This is a genomic window from Bradyrhizobium sp. LM2.9, assembly GCF_054056555.1.
The window spans coordinates 5,101,839-5,118,617 of sequence record NZ_JBSRYJ010000002.1 but is presented as its reverse complement, the minus strand read 5'-3'; the positions used below and the strand labels follow the sequence as shown (position 1 = coordinate 5,118,617).

Sequence of the window (16,779 nt, the reverse complement as noted above, 5' to 3'; positions counted from 1 at the left end):
GATGTCAGAACCCCGCCAAACTACGGACTCCGAGACCAACCCGCTGCTGAAGGCCTGGGTGACGCCGTTTGCGACCCCGCCTTTCGACGAGGTCAAGCCGGAGCACTTCCTTCCGGCCTTCGAGCAGGCCTTCGCCGATCACTCCGCGGAGATCGCGGCGATCACCAATGATCCGGCCGCAGCCGACTTCGCCAACACCGTCACGGCGCTGGAACGTTCGAGCAAGCTGCTCAACAAGGTCGCTTCCGTCTTCTACGACCTCGTCTCGGCGCATTCCAACCCGGCCATTCTGGAGATCGACAAAGAGGTTTCCTTGCGGATGGCGCGGCACTGGAATCCGATCATGATGAACGCCGTGCTGTTTGGCCGCATCGCCCATCTGCACGAGAACCGCGCCAATCTCGGTCTCGATCCGGAGCAGCTCCGGCTGCTCGAGCGCACCTACACCCGCTTCCACCGATCCGGTGCCGGCCTCTCCGAGGAGGCCAAGACGCGGATGGCGGAGATCAACGAGAGGCTCGCCCAGCTCGGCACCAGCTTCAGCCATCATCTGCTCGGCGACGAGCAGGAGTGGTTCATGGAGCTCGGCGAGGCCGACCGCCAGGGCCTGCCGGAGAGTTTTGTCGCCAGCGCCGAGGCTGCGGCAGACGAACGTGGCATGGCCGGCAAGGCCATCGTCACCCTGTCGCGCTCCTCGGTCGAACAGTTCCTGAAGAGCTCTGCCCGACGTGACCTGCGCGAGAAGGTCTACAAGGCTTTCACCGCACGGGGCGACAACGGCAATTCCAACGATAACAACGCGACCATCGTCGAGGTCCTGAAGCTGCGCGAGGAAAGCGCCAATCTGCTGGGCTATCCGACCTTCGCAGCCTACCGGCTCGAGGATTCCATGGCCAAGACGCCGGAAGCGGTGCGGGGCCTTCTGGAGCGGGTCTGGAAGCCGGCCAGGGCGCGCGCGCTTGCCGACCGCGACGACATGCAGGCGCTGATCACGGAAGAGGGCGGAAATTTCAAGCTCGCCTCCTGGGATTGGCGCTTCTACGCCGAAAAGCTGCGGCTTCAGCGGGCCAATTTCGACGACGCTGCGATCAAGCCGTATCTCGCGCTCGACCACATGATCGCCGCCGCCTTCGACTGCGCCACGCGCCTGTTCGGCATCACCTTCGCCGAGCGCAAGGACGTTCCGGTCTGGCACCCGGATGTCCGAGTCTGGGAGGTGAAGGGCAAGGACGGCAAGCACAAGGCGCTGTTCTATGGCGACTACTTCGCCCGGACGTCGAAACGCTCCGGCGCCTGGATGACCTCGCTGCGCGATCAACAGAAGCTCGACGGCGAGGTCGCGCCACTGATCCTCAACATCTGCAACTTCTCCAAGGGCGCAGGCGGGGAACCCTCGCTGCTGTCGCCCGACGATGCCCGCACGCTGTTCCACGAGTTCGGCCACGCCCTGCACGGCATGCTCTCCAACGTGACCTATCCGTCGCTGTCGGGCACCTCCGTGTTCACCGACTTCGTCGAACTGCCGTCGCAGCTCTACGAGCACTGGCAGGAACGGCCCGAGGTGCTGCAGCAATTCGCCCGCCACTACCAAACCGGCGAGCCGCTGCCGGACGATCTGCTGCAACGGTTCCTTGCCGCGCGAAAATTCAACCAGGGCTTTGCCACGGTCGAGTTCGTCTCCTCGGCGCTGGTCGATCTCGAATTCCACACCCAGCCGGCCTCCGCCGCGCAGGATGTCCGCGCTTTCGAAAAGAAGGAGCTGGAGAAGATCGGCATGCCCGAGGAGATCTCGCTGCGCCACCGGCCGACCCAGTTCGGTCACATCTTCACCGGCGATCATTATGCCGCGGGCTATTACAGCTACATGTGGTCGGAGGTAATGGACGCCGACGCCTTCGGTGCTTTCGAGGAAGCCGGCAACATCTTCGATCCTGAGGTCGCCAAGCGCCTGCACGACGACATCTACTCCTCGGGTGGATCGGTCGATCCTGAAGTTGCCTATGAGGCCTTCCGCGGCCGCCCGCCGGAGCCGGACGCGCTGCTGCGCCGCCGCGGTCTGCTCGACGACGCAAAGGTCGCCTGATGGGCATGCGTGCCCTGTTCGGACTGTTGCTCGCCGTCGCCCTGTCGCTTGCGGCAGGAACGGCGAGCGCGCATCCGCATTGTCTGGATTACGGCGACGAGCGAGCTGCTCTACGCTGAGGACGGCACCATCACCGGCGTCCGCCACGCCTGGACGTTTGACGACATGTTCTCGGCCTATGCGGTGCAAGGGCTCGAGAGCAAGACCAAGGGCGCCTATACGCGCGATGAGCTCGGGCCGCTGGCGCAGACCAATGTCGAATCGCTGAAGGAATATGCCTACTTCACCTTTGCGCGAGCCGACGGCAAGAAGGAGCGCTTCCAGGAGCCGGTCGACTACTTCCTCGACTACAAGGACACGGTCCTGACGCTGCACTTCACGCTGCCGCTGAAGAACCCGGTCAAGCCAAGGCAATTGGTGCTCGAAGTGTTCGACCGCTCCTTCTTCATCGACTTCCAGATGGCCAAGGACAATCCGGTCAAGCTGGTCGGCGCGCCCGCCGGTTGCCAGATGAAGCTTGATCGGCCCAGTGACGGCTCCGCCACCGCCCAGAAGCTCAACGAGCAGACCTTCATGAACGGCGAGAACTCGAATTTCGGCATGATGTTCGCCAACAAGATCACGGTGGATTGCCCTTGAAGCCGCAACTCTCCCCGCTCGCCCGCGGGCTGCTCGCCTGCGCCGCCATTGTGCTGGTCGTAAGCGTGGTCGATGCCGCGCTCCACGATCTCCTCGCGCAAAACCCGTTCGGCGCGCCGCGTCCGGCACCTGCCGCCGAGCCCGAGGCCAGCGGCCTGATCGGCTGGCTCCTGGCAAAACAATCGGAATTCTATCGCCAGATGTCGGCGACGATCCGCGCCGCGAAGTCCGACGGCTCGGCCGTATGGACGCTGCTCTTCATCTCATTCGCCTATGGCATCTTCCACGCGGCCGGCCCCGGCCACGGCAAGGCGGTGATCGCCTCCTATCTCGTCGCCAATCGTGAGACCGCCCGGCGCGGCATCGTGCTGTCGTTTGCCTCGGCGCTGATGCAGTCGCTGGTGGCGATCCTGATCGTCGGCGTCTCGGCCTGGGTGCTGAATGCGACCGCCAAGACCATGTGCAAGGCGGAAGGCGCGATCGAGATCGCAAGCTATGCCCTGATCGCGCTGTTCGGCTTGCGCCTGGTCTGGGTCAAGGGCCGCACTTTCATCCGTGCCCTCCAGGCGGTTCAGCCGGTGCCGGCGATCGCGGGCGTGCCGCATGACCACCATGATCACGACCACCATCATCACGACGCGCATGATCATCGACCCCATGATCACAGTCACGACCACGCGCACGCCCATCATCACCACGAGCATGACCACGTCCATGACGAGCATTGCGGCCATTCCCACGGTCCCGCGCCGAGCGAGCTCGCCGGCCCCGGTGGCTGGGGACGCGGCTTCGGCGCGATCCTGACCGTCGGTATCCGCCCCTGTTCGGGCGCGATCCTGGTGCTGGTGTTCGCGCTGGCCCAAGGTCTGTTCTGGGCCGGCATCGCCGCGACGCTGTTGATGGGGCTCGGCACCGCGATCACGGTCGCCGCCATCGCGGTGGTCGCCGTCTCCGCCAAGGACATCGCCGCCCGCCTCAGCGCCGGGCGCGACGGCGGTGGTGCGCTGTTCATGCGCGGCATCGAATTCGCCGCCGCCGGCCTCGTGCTGCTGTTCGGCGCCGGCCTGTTGTTGGGTTACATCGCGGCTGAGCGGACGACGTGTTTTTGAGCAAGACTCTCGTGCCCCGGACGCAGCGCAGCGTCCCTTCGACGGTGCGCTGCAGAGTCGGGGCCCATGTCTCCGTAGGGTAGCGGGTGGCCTTCTGGGTCCCGGCTCTGCGGAGCAGCGCAAGCGCGCTGCACCGCGTCCGGGACACGGCGCGTCACACCGGCAGAAACCGTTTCAACACCGGCATGAAGAAGATCCCGAGATTGATCGCAAAGCCGATGCTCCAAAGGATGGAGCGCAGCGTCGGGCGGTTGCCGAGATAGGTCAGCACATAGGCGATCCGCACGATCAGGAACAGCGCCGCGAGCTCGTCGACCAGGCGCTGCGGCGAATCCCTGTATTCGGCGAGCAGCACTGCGAAAGCAAAGAACGGAAAGGTCTCGATGCCGTTCTGGTGCGCGCCGAGCGCGCGCTGCGCGATGGCGTCCTGATAGAAGGCGGGATCGCGCGGCCGCGAATTGTCGAAGCTGCGAAATCTGATCCATTTGATCGAGCCGATCGTTAACAGATAGAGCAGCAATGCTCCAAAGACGCACCATTCCGCGAGCGTCATCTTTCCTCCCCCCGCTTGAGTGCGACTCTAGCGAAACAGGCCTCATCTTGACAAGTTCGGAGCAACGCGCGACCCAACGATACATGACGACAATTGCCCCCATCGCAGCCGCGAAGCAGGCCGTCCGGTCCGGTCTGCCGCGCGTCGGCGTGCTGCTGGTCAATCTCGGCACGCCTGATACGGCCGATGCGCCGGGTGTGAGGGTCTATCTCAAAGAGTTCCTTTCGGACGCCCGCGTCATCGAGGATCAGGGCTTGATTTGGCAGTTCGTGCTGAACGGCATCATCCTGCGCACCCGACCCCGCGCCAAGGCGCGCGACTATCTCAAGATCTGGAACACCGAGAAGAACGAGTCGCCGCTAAAGACCATTACGCGCTCGCAGAGCGACAAGCTCGCGGCCGCATTGGCGGATCGCGATCACGTCGTGGTGGATTGGGCAATGCGCTACGGCAATCCCTCGATCAAGTCGGGCATCGACGCGCTGATCGCGAAGGGCTGTGAACGTATCCTCACCGTGCCCCTCTATCCGCAATATTCCGCCGCGACATCGGCCACCGTCTGCGACGAGGTGTTTCGCGTGCTTGCGCGGCTGCGCGCGCAGCCGACGCTGCGGGTGACACCGCCTTACTATGAGGACGAAGCCTATATCGAGGCGCTCGCCACCTCGATCGAGACGCATCTGGGGAGCCTGCCGTTCAAGCCGGAGCTGATCGTCGCCTCATTCCACGGCATGCCGAAGGCCTACGTGGACAAAGGCGATCCTTATCAGGGCCAATGCGTGGCCACGACGGAGGCGCTGCGACGCCGGCTCGGCATGGACGAGACGAAACTGCTGCTGACGTTCCAGTCGCGCTTCGGATTCGACGAGTGGCTCCAGCCCTACACAGACAAGACCATGGAGCGTCTGGCGAAAGAGGGCGTGCGCCGGATCGCGGTCGTGACGCCCGGCTTTTCCGCCGACTGTCTGGAGACGCTGGAGGAGATCGCGCAGGAAAATGCCGAGATATTCAAGCACAATGGCGGCGAGCAGTTTTCCGCGATCCCCTGCCTCAACGACAGCGATCCCGGCATGGATGTGATCCGGACGCTGGTGCTGCGCGAGCTTCAGGGCTGGATCTGAGGAGCGCCCCATGAACCGCCGCGAGATTCTGGCGCTTCTTGCGATGACCGCAGCGCTGCCGGCTTCAGCGCTGGCGCAGCAGCCGAATGCGACGCGGCGGCTCGGCGTGCTCTCGGTCACTGCGGCCGACGACGGGATCGGGCAGACGCGAAGCGCCATCCTGGTCGAGGCGCTCGCCGGCCATGGCTGGAAGGAGCACGCCAGCCTCGAGATCGATTGGCGTAATGGCGGCGGCGACCGCGCGCGCATCGCGCAACTCGCCGACGAACTCGTGGCGCTCAAGCCCGACATCCTGCTTGCGGTCGGAACGCCCTCGGTGGAGGAGTTGCGCCGGCGCACCACGACGATCCCGATCGTGTTCGCCGTCGTCACCGATCCCGTCAGCCAGGGCTTCGTCCAGAATCTCGCCCATCCCGGCGGCAACGTCACTGGGTTCACCGATTACGACGGCCCGCTGGCCGGCAAATGGCTGGAGATGCTGACGCAGGTCACGCCAAAACTGTCCCGTGTGTTCGTCGTCTACAATCCCGCCACCGCGCCGTTCGCGCCGCTGATGCTGCGCACCATCGAGGACGCGGGCCGCGCGCTCCATGTGACGGTGGAGCCTGCGCCCGTGCACGACACCGCCTCGATCGCCGCGCTGGCCTCGCGAAAGGACGGCGGACTGCTGGTGCTGCCGGACTTCTTCACCATGGCCAACCGCGCGCACCTCCTGGCGGCGATCGGTGAAGCGGGCGTGCCGGCAGTGTTCTGGAGCCGCACCTTCGTCGACGAGGGCGGGCTGATGTCCTACAGCACCGACAGCGCCGAGCAGCTCCGCCGCGCCGCCTCCTACATCGACCGCATCCTGAAGGGTGCGCAAGCGGCCGACCTCCCGGTCCAGAATCCGACCAAGTTCGAGCTGGCGATCAACTTGAAGACGGCCAGGGCAATCGGCGTCACGCTTCCGCCAAGCCTGCTCGCAACCGCGAACGAGGTCATCGAGTAGAATTCGGCTGCGACCGCTGGCATGGCTGGATTCGTTAACGTCCGCCGCTAGGTCTGCGCCTGCACGCTTTCAAGAGCGCCTCGCAAATACATAATCGCGGCCATTCCCTCTCCCTGCGTCTTGTGCAGAATCGCGCCAATGCCGACGTGAGTCGCGACCGCTGAACCGGTGGGGTCGCATTCCCGACCAATGACAGCGCGGGAAAGGACCTTTTCCCGCCTTGGAGGAAATATGAGCGGTTTCGACATTTTCGCGATTGTTCTGGTTTTGCTCGTCATCGTCACGCTGGTTGCCGGCGTGAAAACGGTGCCGCAGGGCTATGACTGGACCATCGAGCGGTTCGGCAAATACACCCAGACGCTGAGCCCCGGGCTCAATCTGATCGTGCCCTATTTCGATCGCGTCGGGCGCAAGATCAACATGATGGAGCAGGTGATCTCGATACCTGAGCAGGAGGTGATCACCAAGGACAACGCCACGGTCACGGTCGACGGCGTCGCCTTCTTCCAGGTATTCGATGCCGCGAAGGCGAGCTACGAAGTCTCCAATCTGGAGCAGGCGATCATCGTGCTGACCATGACCAATATCCGTTCGGTGATGGGCGCCATGGATCTCGACCAGGTGCTGTCGCATCGCGACGAGATCAACGAGCGCCTGCTGCGCGTCGTCGACGCCGCGGTCTCGCCGTGGGGTCTCAAGGTCAACCGCATCGAGATCAAGGACATCGTGCCGCCCGCGGATCTCGTCGAGGCGATGGGCCGGCAGATGAAGGCCGAGCGCGTCAAGCGCGCCGATATTCTCGCGGCCGAAGGCCAGCGCCAGTCCGAGATATTGCGTGCAGAGGGCGCCAAGCAGGGCCAGATTCTCCAGGCCGAAGGCCGCAAGGAAGCTGCGTTCCGCGACGCCGAGGCCCGCGAACGTTCCGCGGAGGCCGAGGCCAAGGCGACGCTTGTGGTATCGGAAGCCATTGCCAAGGGTGATATCTCCGCGTTGAACTATTTTATCGCGGACAAGTATATCAAGGCGTTCGGGCAGCTGGCCGACTCGCCGAACCAGAAGATCATCATGCTTCCGGTCGAAGCGATGAGCATGCTGGGTTCGCTCGCCGGCATCGGCGAGATTGCGAAGGCGACGTTCGGCGAAAGCGCGGCGTCCGCGGCCGCGGCCGCTCGCCGCGGCGGTTCGGTGCCGTCGTCCAGCCTCACGCCGCCGGCGGTGCCGCCGCGGCAGGGATAGTCACAGCGCATCCCCCGGAAACGCGGACACCGGTTTTCCGATAAGGGTAAGCGTCTGAATTAAAGAGGTCGTGTCATGACCGACATGTTCGTATCGCTCGGCACCTGGAACTGGCTGATCTTCGGCTTCATCCTGATGGTGCTGGAGGTGCTGGCGCCGGGGATCTTCCTGTTCTGGCTCGGGCTCGCCGCGATTTTGGTCGGCCTGATCTCGTTCGCGATTGTCGTGTCCTGGCAGATCCAGCTCGTGATGTTCGCTGTGTTCGCCGCCGCCGCCGTGCCGGTGTGGCGCCGGCTCGCGCGGCCGAGGGCGGATGCGAGTGCCAGCCCCTTCCTCAACAAGCGCGCGGACGCGCTCCTGGGCCGCGAGTTCACGCTGGAGAAGCCGATCATCGACGGCAACGGCACCATGCGTATCGGCGACACGGTGTGGCGCGTCGCCGGCCCGGATACGCCGGCGGGGACACGTGTGAAGGTGGTGCAGGTGGACGGTGCGAATCTGACGGTGGCGGCGACGTAGCTGTTGCCTCCCCGTCATTGCGAGCGAAGCGGTAACTGCCCAGGTCCGTTTGCTCGGTTAGGCGACGCTGAGTTTGTGGATGAGTTGTGTGGGGCATCGGGACAATGTTTCGAGCATGTTCCATCCGCGCTTTCGAGCGGTACCGATCAGGGTGCGAAGCGTGGCGAAATTGTCTGCGCCTTGTGAGGTGCGGAAGCCGGCAGAGATCTTCTGCCGCAATTTCATCATCCGAGCATCGCGCTCGGCCTCGTTGTTGGTAAACGGCACCGCCGAGTTGTGCAGAAACAGCAGCACCGCCTCTTTATGTAACTTGAGGCGCAACAGGAGATTATGGCCCGTGCGCCGTCTGATCCGCCCGCGCTTGATGTCGCGAGGCAGCGCGGGTAGCGCCTCGTGCCAGGCGATACCGGCGCGGATAATGCGGTCATAAAGTCGCTCGGCGGCGCGGATTCTGTTGGGACGCAGCGCGCCTGTCTGATCGGTTGGATGCTCTGACGCCAGATTGACCTCGTGGCACAGGCAGCGGAGCAACCCGCGCATGCGCCGGGCCCAGGCCTCGCCATCGATGTCCACCAGCGCCGTCAACTCGCGCAGGTGATGCGCATTGCACAGCGCATGCGTGACACCGGACATCTGAAAATAGGATGTCCAATGGTCGTGCACAACGATATGCGCCGCTTGCGTCAGCACCTCGCCGCGCCTGGGTGAGACGCGATAATGCACCAGCCCATTGATCCCGGCGGTGCCCGCGACATGCAGCCATTGCGGCGTGGCGCCCACCCAGAACCCGGTCTCATCCAAATGCTTGACCGGTGCCCGGCGGATTTGCTCGCAGACTGCCGCAGCGAAATCCTGCGTCCGGCTGGCAGCCCGGGCGATCATTTGTCCGATCGTGCCGGCCGAGATGGTCACGCCAAACAGATCGGAGAGGATTTGCCCGAGCCGATCTTCAGGCAGAAACTGTCCCGCCGACAGATAGGTCACCACAGCGGCCAACCGGACGCCATATTGCGCCGGCGCCCTTACCTCGGGTGGAAACGATCCTGTCGTGACCGCGCCACAGCCGCTGCATTTGCAACGATAGAGCTGATGCTCCGTGACGAGCAGCGGCGCCGGCGCCGGCAGATCGAACACCTGACGGCTGCCGACAAGTTCCAGCTGTTCACCCTCCAGCGCCATTCGGCAGCGCCCGCATCTGACAGGGCGATGCATGATCGTATGATCGACCCGTTCGGACCGCTTCAAGTGTTTGCCTGCATGGCCGGGCTGGCCGCCGGGCTTCTTCAACCCTCGCTCACGCAGGCTCTGTGTCCGGCGAGAAGCCTGGCCCGGTCCATCGCTCGAAGGCGGCTTGCTGCTATTGGAGCTGTCCAGACCAAGCCGACGCTCCAGATCGGCCACACGCACCGTCAGCAATGCGTTCTGCTGCTCCAACATCAGGTTGCGCTCCTGCAACTCCCCAATCAGGGCCAGCAGGGCGTCCACAGACAATGAGGAATTTGGCGGCGTCACCCATACCTTGACTCACAAACACATGTGGTCAGTCAAGAGAATACAAACGGCCACCTGGGCAGTTACGCGAAGCGAAGCAATCCAGCCTTGTCTCCGCGGAAAGATTCTGGATTGCTTCGCTCCGCTCGCAATGACGAGTTTGTCAGGACGGCATCGCCACACTCAGGCGCCGCTCTTGCTGCGCCACCGCTCCGCAAACCTGTGCAGCGGCATGAACGTCTCGCACAGCTCCTGCCCCAGCGCCGTCAGCCCATAACCTCCACCTTCGCCCAACTCCACGAACCCCGCCTCGCGCAGCTCGCTCAGCCGCGCTTGAAGCACGGTCGGCGAGGCCTCGTCGCAGGCAGTGCGCAAGCCGCGCGAGGTGAGGGGGGCTTCGCGTAATTCCCACAGGATACGCAGGCTCCAGCGTCGCCCCAGGAGGTCGAGCAGCGCCATGACCGGTCGGCCCGTGCGCGAACCACGGACGCTACGCGATCTGGAAGCGGACTGTTTCGCCATTGTCGCCCTCTTGCGTATTGCTACAAGTAATGTAGCGTGATGCTACAGTAAATGTAGCAAGGGAGACAGCCAATGTCCCAGGCCCCGCCGCGCATTGCGCCGCTCACCCCGCCTTATCCCCCGGAGATCCAGGCGCAGTTCGATCGCATCATGCGCGGCGCGCCGCCGCTGGAGCTGTTCCGGGTGATGGCCGGCCATACCCGCGCCTGGGACAAGTTCCGCGCCGGCGGTCTGCTCGATCCCGGCCCGCTGTCCCTGCGCCAGCGCGAGATCGTCATCGACCGCACCTGCGCGCTGAACAAATGCGAATATGAATGGGGCGTGCACGTCGCGATCTTTGCCGGGCCGGCGGGGCTCAGCGAGGCGGAGGTGCGTGCGACCGTGCAGGGCGATGCGACGTCGTCGTGCTGGTCGCCGGCCGAACAGGCGATGATCGCCGCCGTCGATGCGCTGCATCACCGCGCGACGTTTGACGATGCCGAGTTCGCCGCGCTCTCGGCGCATTACGACGAGGCGCAGATCCTGGAGATCATGCTGCTGTGCGGCTTCTATCGCACGGTGTCGTATCTGGCGAACGGGCTAAAGCTGCCGCTGGAGGAGCCGGCGGCGCGGTTTCCGGCGTAGCTCTAACCGCTGTCATTGCGAGGAGCTCTTGCGACGAAGCAATCCAGACTGCCTCCGCGGAGGGATTCTGGATTGCTTCGCTGCGCTCGCAATGACGGAGAAGTCCTACGCCACGCCCGCGCGCAACAGATCGTGCAGATGCACGATGCCCACCACCTTGTCCGCCTCGGTCACGACCAGCGTCGTGATCTTGCGGGTGTTGAGCACCTCGATCATCTCGGTGGCGAGCATCGAGGGCGGCACGGTTTTCGGCTGCCTGGTCATGACGTCGTCGACCGACGCCGTCAGCAGGTCGGGCCGCATATGACGGCGCAGATCGCCGTCGGTGATGATGCCGGCAACCCCGCCGACATCATCGACGATGCAGACGCAGCCGAGGCCTTTGGCCGACATCTCCATTACCGCGTCCGACATCTTGGTGCCGAGCGGCTTGACCGGGATCTCCGCGCCGGTGCGCATGTAGTCGCGGACGAATTTCAGCATCGCGCCTAACTTGCCGCCGGGATGGAAATGCGCGAATTCCAGCGCGGTGAAGCCGCGGCCTTCGAGCAGCGCGATCGCGATGGCATCGCCGATCGCGACCTGCATCATGGTCGAGGTGGTCGGCGCCAGATTGTGCGGGCAAGCCTCGCGCGCCTTCGGCAGCTCAAGCACGATGTCGGCTGCTTGTCCAAGCGAGGACGCGGCGTTCGACGTCACCGCGATCATCGGGATCGCGAACCGCGCGGAATAGTTCACGAGGGTCTTCATCTCCGGCTGCTCGCCGGACCAGGACAGCGCCATGATGACGTCGTCGGTGGTGATCATGCCCAGGTCGCCGTGGGCGGCTTCGGCGGTGTGCACGAAGAAGGCGGGCGTGCCGGTCGAAGCCAGCGTCGCCGCGATCTTCCGGCCCATATGGCCCGATTTGCCGAGGCCGGTGACGATGACGCGGCCCTTCGCGTTGCGGATCAGATCGACCGCCTTGGCGAAGCTCGCGCCAAGCGGGCCGCGCAGGGCGGCGACGAGTGCGTTGATACCGCCGGCCTCGGTTTCCAGCGTGCGGAGCGCGGATTCGACGCTGTCGGGAATGGGGCCGGATGATTGGGTCATCAGCGGTTTCGAACTCGGCATGTTCTGGTCCAGGGAGGAGGGGCGTTCGCCCGTTGGCGCCTGCTTAGCACGCCACAGCCTTCGAGGCGACGAGGGCGCCCCAGCCCTCAACCGGTCGTTAACCATAATTGTTTTAAGTCCATTAACGATGGTTCCCGCCAGTCGGCGGAGGCTATCGCGAAAGTATTTGATTTCGTTGGGGTTCTTCCATCGTGGGGTCGTCTCCAGGCACGAGCCGGAGCAAACGCGCGCATTTCCTGCGCGCCGCTTTGCCGTGTCTCGCGCTGACGGCCCTTGGAAGCGCACCGGCAGGCGCCCAGAGCCTCACCCCCGACCTGTTCAGTCCCAACCGCGGTGGCTTCGCCTCACCCGACACGCTCCCGACCCGCCGTACCGCGGGCGTGCCGCAGGCACCCTCGGATGCGCTGCCGGCGCTGCCCGATCCCAATGCCGATTTGCGCAAGCGCCAGCAGGCGCCGGCGCGCGCGGGCCAAAACCCGACCAATCAGGTCCCGACCTACGGCCTGCCCGCTGCCAATGGCGCCAGCGCCTCCGGATACGATTCGCTCAACCGCAAGCGGCTGCAGCCAAAGCTCTATCCCGGACAGCCAAAGCCGAAACGCCCGGTCGGTCCCGGCTCGCCGGTGCCGCCGGCAACGCCGGATCGAACGCTCGGCCCGCCGCGCATCGCGCCGCCACCCTCCGAGACTGCGCACAAGACGCCGGTGCCGCCGGCGCTGGCCGGCAACGTGCCCGGCCAGCCGCTGCGCCGCCGCCTCAAGCTCGACGAGGATTCTTTCGGCGCGGTCGGCGACTATGCCGGCAGCTTCCTGATCAAGGGTGGGCTCGAGCTCTCCGCCGGCTACGACACCAATCCGGCGCGTTTGAACAAGCCGGTCGGCTCGCCGGCTTATGTCGTCGCGCCCGACCTTCTCGTGGTGTCCGACTGGGAGCGCCACGCGCTGGTCGCCGATTTGCGCGGCTCGTTCTCGGGCTACACCAACAACATGCCGGCGACGATCGACGGCTTTGCCTCGCCCTCGCCGGTCGAGGTTGACCGCCCCGACTTTACCGGCCATGTCGACGGCCGCATCGACGTCAATCGCGATCTCAAGCTGACCACGCAGCTCCGCCTGCGGCTCGCCACCGACAATCCCGGCAGCCCGAATGTGCAGGCCGGCCTGCAAAAATATCCTGTTTACGCCACCTACGGCACGACCGTCGGCTTCGACCAGACCTTTAATCGCTTCCAGGTCGCTGCCGGCGCCGCCGTCGATCGCACCGCCTACACCAATTCCAAGCTGACCGATGGCTCGACCTTCAGCAACGATGATCGTGACTTCAACCAGTATGGCGGCGTGGGGCGCTTTTCCTACGAGCTGAAGCCGGGCCTGAAGCCGTTCGTCGAAATCCAGGGCGACACCCGCGTCCACGACCAGCCCGCGGACCGCAACGGCTACTTCCGCGATTCGAACGGCGGGTACGCCAAGGTCGGCTCGTCCTTCGAGTTCTCGCGCATCCTCACGGGCGAAGTCTCGGTCGGCTATTCCGCGCGCAACTATGCCGATCCGCGGCTGAGCCAGCTCGCGGGCTTCCTCACCTCGGGCTCGCTGATCTGGAACGCGAGCGGCCTGACCACGGTGAAATTCGCCACCGACACGCAGATCGCGGAGACCACCGTGCCCGGGCTCATCCGGCGTGCTGGTGCACACCTACGCCGCCGAAGTCGATCACGATTTTCGCCGTTGGCTTACGGCAGTGGGCAAGTTCACCTACGGCACCTACGACTACCAGGGCCAAAATCGCAACGACAAGACCTACTCGCTCGAAGGCAATCTGATCTACAAGCTCAACCGCAACATCTGGATCAAGGGCACGCTGCGCCACGACATCCTGGACTCGAACCAGGCGGGGTCAAGCTCGCAGGGGACGGTGATGATGGTGGGTGTGAGGTTGCAGAATTGAGTCGTGAACAGCTTCGTTCGCTATGGTTGGCTCTTCGTTATCCGATCTCTTGGCCTTCCAGCTTTTCGCTAAAGATCGGATATCTCCATCCGCGTACAATGGTTTCTTGTATGGCTGCTAGCAGCAACGCTAGTCCAAACTCAGCGGGCTCCGATATTCTAAGATGGTGATCGTCGATCGCCTTATCCAAAACCTCGTTGTGCATTGGGTGCGCAATTTCAAATCCGCCGTGAACAATGGCGCTTCTTGTGTTGTAGAGTTCACGAAATTCTCTGCGGACTGTTTTGGCTTGTGCATCACCTAGGTTGAACAACAAGATTATTCGTTGAACTAGCGACGAGAAATTCTCGCCTGCTTTTGTTTGAAACAGACTCTCAAAAGCGTAAAAGAGCCAGATCACAATCATTGGATCTGTGTCTAGCTTGGATATGTGCAGCAGAGCGAAGAGTGCTCTCTCCATAGGATTTTGAGGTATCTGGCGAATGCCAGAACGAACAGAATCGTACCAGCGAACCGTTTGGACGAGTGGCAAAGCTCTTATCGCTTGCCGATCCTTTTCGAGCGTCCCTAGGACGGCAATATCAAAATAGAAACCCGACAGCGGAATGTCCCTTTCAAAGCTACCTCCAACAAGCTGCCCACGATAGAAATCGCAGCAGCCGGGTGCAGAGACGTTGAGAATCGCAAAGAAATCGTACAGGTAAGATTCTATGGCGTTGGTGGCGAGATTTTTTGCCGCCTCCTCGGAGACGTTGTCTCCTAGTATCTTCGCGGCAATCTCAATCTCGGTGCTTCGCTCAGGAAAACCTTCTAGAATCGAACGTAGTTCCGCTTCTCCAGTTGCTCCTTGCTGCAAACGCTTCATAACGTCGTAGTGCTTTTCTTGCTTATGCAAGATTGCCTTCCAATCCGTTTCGAGTATGATCGTGCAATTCTGCAGTTTGGTTGTGCGCGCACTAAGTAGGCTAAGTACCGATCGCCACACGCCGATGTGTTCTGGATCCAGCTTCTCCCAAGCTTCATCGGTTGTCGAACGCCCATAGCTTCCAATCCGAAACGTGTGCTTGGATGTGAACGGCATTTGAATGGCCTTCGCGGTTAGCGGTTGGGCCGATTAGGGGCGGACTGCAGTGTCCGCGGTGAGTCGGCTGCGTCTAGTTGTGCCACGTGACTATTCCGCTTGGCCGGGCATACGAGGCGCGACCGACGCGGTCCGTCAGAAAATCGCCCGCTTTCGCGGGCGATGACACCTTTTGCAATATTGCAGCGGAGCGAGCCGCGGACTACCGCGGCAGATCCGTCTTCCCCATCAAAAACGTGTCGATCGACCTTGCGCACAGCCGCCCCTCGCGGATCGCCCAGACCACCAGCGACTGACCCCGCCGCATGTCGCCGGCCGAAAACACGTTCGGGCGCGAGGTCTGGTAGTCGAGCGTGTTGGCCTTGACGTTGCCGCGCGGGTCGAGCTCGACTGCGAGCTGCTTGAGCAGGCCCTCGTGCACGGGATGGACGAAGCCCATCGCGAGCAGGACGAGGTCGGCGTCGAGCTCAAATTCGGTGCCGGCGATCGGCTTGAACTTGTCGTCGACGCGCACGCAGTGCAGCTTCTTGACCTGGCCGTCCTCGCCGGAAAACTTCTGCGTCAACACGGCGAATTCGCGGGCCGCGCCTTCGGCCTGGCTCGAGGACGTCCGCATCTTCAGCGGCCAGTTCGGCCAGGTCAGGCCCTTGTTCTCGTGCTCCGGCGGAGCGGGCATGATCTCGAGCTGGGTCACCGAGAGCGCGCCCTGGCGCAGCGAGGTGCCGATGCAGTCGGATCCGGTGTCGCCGCCGCCGATGACGACGACATGCTTGCCGCCCGCCAAAATCTCCTGGACGCCATTCAGCGGCTCGCTGGAGACGCGGCGATTTTGTTGCGGCAGGAAATCCATCGCGTAGTGGACGCCCGAAAACTCGCGGCCGGGGATGGGCAGGTCGCGCGGAGCTTCCGCGCCGCCGGTCAGCGCCACAGCATCGTACTCGTTGAGCATCTCGCGCGGATCGATATTGCCGTCGATGCCGACATGGCTGTTGTAGTGGAAGGTGACGCCTTCCCCCTCCATCTGCGTGACGCGGCGGTCGATGACGTTCTTTTCCATCTTGAAATCAGGAATGCCGTAGCGCAGCAGGCCACCGGCCTTGGCGAACTTCTCGAACAAATGTACGTCGTGGCCGGCGCGCGCGAGCTGCTGCGCGCAGGCCATGCCGGCCGGACCCGAGCCGATCACCGCGACCTTCTTGCCGGTCTTCACGGCCGCCACTTCCGGCTTCAGCCAGCCATTGTCCCAGGCGCGGTCGACGATCGCGCATTCGATGGTCTTGATGGTGACGGGGTTGTCGTCGATGTTGAGCGTGCAGGAGGCCTCGCACGGCGCCGGGCAGATGCGTCCCGTGAACTCCGGGAAATTGTTGGTCGAGTGCAGATTGCGCGAGGCTTCTTCCCAGTTGCCCTGGTAGACGAGGTCGTTCCAGTCCGGGATCTGGTTGTTGACCGGGCAGCCGGGCGTTCCCGGCGCGACCGAGCCGGTGCCGTGGCAATAGGGAATGCCGCAATTCATGCAGCGCGCGGCCTGGTCGCGCGTTTCCTTCTCGGAGAGGGGAACGACGAACTCGTTGTAATGCTTCACGCGCTCGGCGACCGGGGTGTACTTGCGATCATGCCGTTCGATTTCGAGAAAACCCGTGATCTTGCCCATTAAACCCGAAGTCCCTGCCGCTTAAATTCGTTGTGCTTCCCCACCGTCATTGCGAGGAGCGAAGCGACGAAGCAATCCAGTTTATCCGAGGAGAAAGTCTGG

The 16,779-nt window shown here is 63.5% G+C and carries 13 protein-coding genes and 2 pseudogenes; 9 read left to right on the top strand and 6 right to left on the bottom strand.

The annotated features are described in order from the left end of the window. The first annotated feature begins 1 nt into the window (after position 1). The 3 genes and pseudogenes from ACVWW3_RS26590 (at position 2) to ACVWW3_RS26580 (ending at position 3,831) form a co-directional block, all read left to right on the top strand. Positions 2 to 2,083, top strand: a complete 2,082-nt coding sequence (locus ACVWW3_RS26590; protein WP_456648144.1) for a M3 family metallopeptidase — start codon at positions 2 to 4, stop codon at positions 2,081 to 2,083. Next, positions 2,083 to 2,722 (top strand): annotated as a pseudogene (locus tag ACVWW3_RS26585) (DUF1007 family protein). Before ACVWW3_RS26590 ends, ACVWW3_RS26585 begins: the two are co-directional and overlap by 1 nt. Further along, on the top strand, positions 2,719 to 3,831 hold the full coding sequence (locus ACVWW3_RS26580) for a nickel/cobalt transporter (RefSeq protein ID WP_456648146.1): 1,113 nt from the start codon (positions 2,719 to 2,721) through the stop codon (positions 3,829 to 3,831). The pseudogene ACVWW3_RS26585 and the gene ACVWW3_RS26580 overlap by 4 nt, the downstream one beginning before the upstream one ends. 154 nt (positions 3,832 to 3,985) lie before the next feature. On the opposite strand, the gene ACVWW3_RS26575 is transcribed toward ACVWW3_RS26580, so the two are convergent. After that, complete coding sequence (locus ACVWW3_RS26575) at positions 3,986 to 4,384, bottom strand: MAPEG family protein (protein ID WP_247339637.1); 399 nt, start codon at positions 4,382 to 4,384, stop codon at positions 3,986 to 3,988. Positions 4,385 to 4,467: 83 nt separating this feature from the next. Here ACVWW3_RS26575 and hemH point away from each other — a divergent pair, with 83 nt between their 5' ends. From hemH to ACVWW3_RS26555, 4 genes are all read left to right on the top strand, one after another. Beyond that, positions 4,468 to 5,505, top strand: coding sequence for a ferrochelatase (gene hemH / locus ACVWW3_RS26570; RefSeq protein ID WP_456648147.1), 1,038 nt, complete (start codon positions 4,468 to 4,470; stop codon positions 5,503 to 5,505). Positions 5,506 to 5,515: 10 nt separating this feature from the next. After that, positions 5,516 to 6,493, top strand: coding sequence for an ABC transporter substrate-binding protein (locus ACVWW3_RS26565; protein WP_456648148.1), 978 nt, complete (start codon positions 5,516 to 5,518; stop codon positions 6,491 to 6,493). Positions 6,494 to 6,724: 231 nt separating this feature from the next. Then, complete coding sequence (locus ACVWW3_RS26560; protein WP_456672184.1) at positions 6,725 to 7,729, top strand: SPFH domain-containing protein; 1,005 nt, start codon at positions 6,725 to 6,727, stop codon at positions 7,727 to 7,729. Positions 7,730 to 7,804: 75 nt separating this feature from the next. Next, entirely contained in the window at positions 7,805 to 8,248 is a 444-nt protein-coding gene (locus tag ACVWW3_RS26555; RefSeq protein WP_354050735.1) for an NfeD family protein, read from the top strand. A 57-nt stretch (positions 8,249 to 8,305) separates the two neighbouring features. Here ACVWW3_RS26555 and tnpC read toward each other — a convergent pair whose 3' ends face one another. Beyond that, complete coding sequence (tnpC, locus tag ACVWW3_RS26550; RefSeq protein WP_456647658.1) at positions 8,306 to 9,760, bottom strand: IS66 family transposase; 1,455 nt, start codon at positions 9,758 to 9,760, stop codon at positions 8,306 to 8,308. Positions 9,761 to 9,922: 162 nt separating this feature from the next. Then, entirely contained in the window at positions 9,923 to 10,261 is a 339-nt protein-coding gene (locus ACVWW3_RS26545; RefSeq protein ID WP_354050737.1) for a winged helix-turn-helix transcriptional regulator, read from the bottom strand. Between the two features lie 72 nt (positions 10,262 to 10,333). Here ACVWW3_RS26545 and ACVWW3_RS26540 point away from each other — a divergent pair, with 72 nt between their 5' ends. Next, positions 10,334 to 10,885, top strand: a complete 552-nt coding sequence (locus tag ACVWW3_RS26540) for a carboxymuconolactone decarboxylase family protein (RefSeq protein WP_456648149.1) — start codon at positions 10,334 to 10,336, stop codon at positions 10,883 to 10,885. 105 nt (positions 10,886 to 10,990) lie between these two features. On the opposite strand, the gene ACVWW3_RS26535 is transcribed toward ACVWW3_RS26540, so the two are convergent. After that, a complete protein-coding gene (locus ACVWW3_RS26535) occupies positions 10,991 to 11,998 on the bottom strand; it encodes a KpsF/GutQ family sugar-phosphate isomerase (protein ID WP_456648150.1) in 1,008 nt (335 codons plus the stop codon). Between the two features lie 191 nt (positions 11,999 to 12,189). Here ACVWW3_RS26535 and ACVWW3_RS26530 point away from each other — a divergent pair. After that, positions 12,190 to 13,942 (top strand): annotated as a pseudogene (locus ACVWW3_RS26530) (outer membrane beta-barrel protein). A 37-nt stretch (positions 13,943 to 13,979) separates the two neighbouring features. Here ACVWW3_RS26530 and ACVWW3_RS26525 read toward each other — a convergent pair. Both ACVWW3_RS26525 and ACVWW3_RS26520 read right to left on the bottom strand, forming a co-directional pair. Then, on the bottom strand, positions 13,980 to 15,023 hold the full coding sequence (locus ACVWW3_RS26525; protein ID WP_456648152.1) for a hypothetical protein: 1,044 nt from the start codon (positions 15,021 to 15,023) through the stop codon (positions 13,980 to 13,982). Between the two features lie 202 nt (positions 15,024 to 15,225). Next, positions 15,226 to 16,677 (bottom strand): glutamate synthase subunit beta, encoded by a 1,452-nt coding sequence (locus ACVWW3_RS26520; protein ID WP_456648153.1) that lies wholly within the window; start codon positions 16,675 to 16,677, stop codon positions 15,226 to 15,228. Positions 16,678 to 16,779: the final 102 nt, after the last annotated feature.

Excerpts from the sequence above, each read along its gene's own strand:
- ACVWW3_RS26590 (WP_456648144.1), top strand. The coding sequence starts at position 2 with ATGTCAGAACCCCGCCAAACTACGGACTCCGAGACCAACCCGCTGCTG.
- ACVWW3_RS26575 (WP_247339637.1), bottom strand. The coding sequence starts at position 4,384 with ATGACGCTCGCGGAATGGTGCGTCTTTGGAGCATTGCTGCTCTATCTG.
- hemH (WP_456648147.1), top strand. The coding sequence starts at position 4,468 with ATGACGACAATTGCCCCCATCGCAGCCGCGAAGCAGGCCGTCCGGTCC.
- ACVWW3_RS26565 (WP_456648148.1), top strand. The coding sequence starts at position 5,516 with ATGAACCGCCGCGAGATTCTGGCGCTTCTTGCGATGACCGCAGCGCTG.
- ACVWW3_RS26560 (WP_456672184.1), top strand. The coding sequence starts at position 6,725 with ATGAGCGGTTTCGACATTTTCGCGATTGTTCTGGTTTTGCTCGTCATC.
- ACVWW3_RS26555 (WP_354050735.1), top strand. The coding sequence starts at position 7,805 with ATGACCGACATGTTCGTATCGCTCGGCACCTGGAACTGGCTGATCTTC.
- ACVWW3_RS26545 (WP_354050737.1), bottom strand. The coding sequence starts at position 10,261 with ATGGCGAAACAGTCCGCTTCCAGATCGCGTAGCGTCCGTGGTTCGCGC.
- ACVWW3_RS26540 (WP_456648149.1), top strand. The coding sequence starts at position 10,334 with ATGTCCCAGGCCCCGCCGCGCATTGCGCCGCTCACCCCGCCTTATCCC.
- ACVWW3_RS26535 (WP_456648150.1), bottom strand. The coding sequence starts at position 11,998 with ATGCCGAGTTCGAAACCGCTGATGACCCAATCATCCGGCCCCATTCCC.
- ACVWW3_RS26525 (WP_456648152.1), bottom strand. The coding sequence starts at position 15,023 with ATGCCGTTCACATCCAAGCACACGTTTCGGATTGGAAGCTATGGGCGT.
- ACVWW3_RS26520 (WP_456648153.1), bottom strand. The coding sequence starts at position 16,677 with ATGGGCAAGATCACGGGTTTTCTCGAAATCGAACGGCATGATCGCAAG.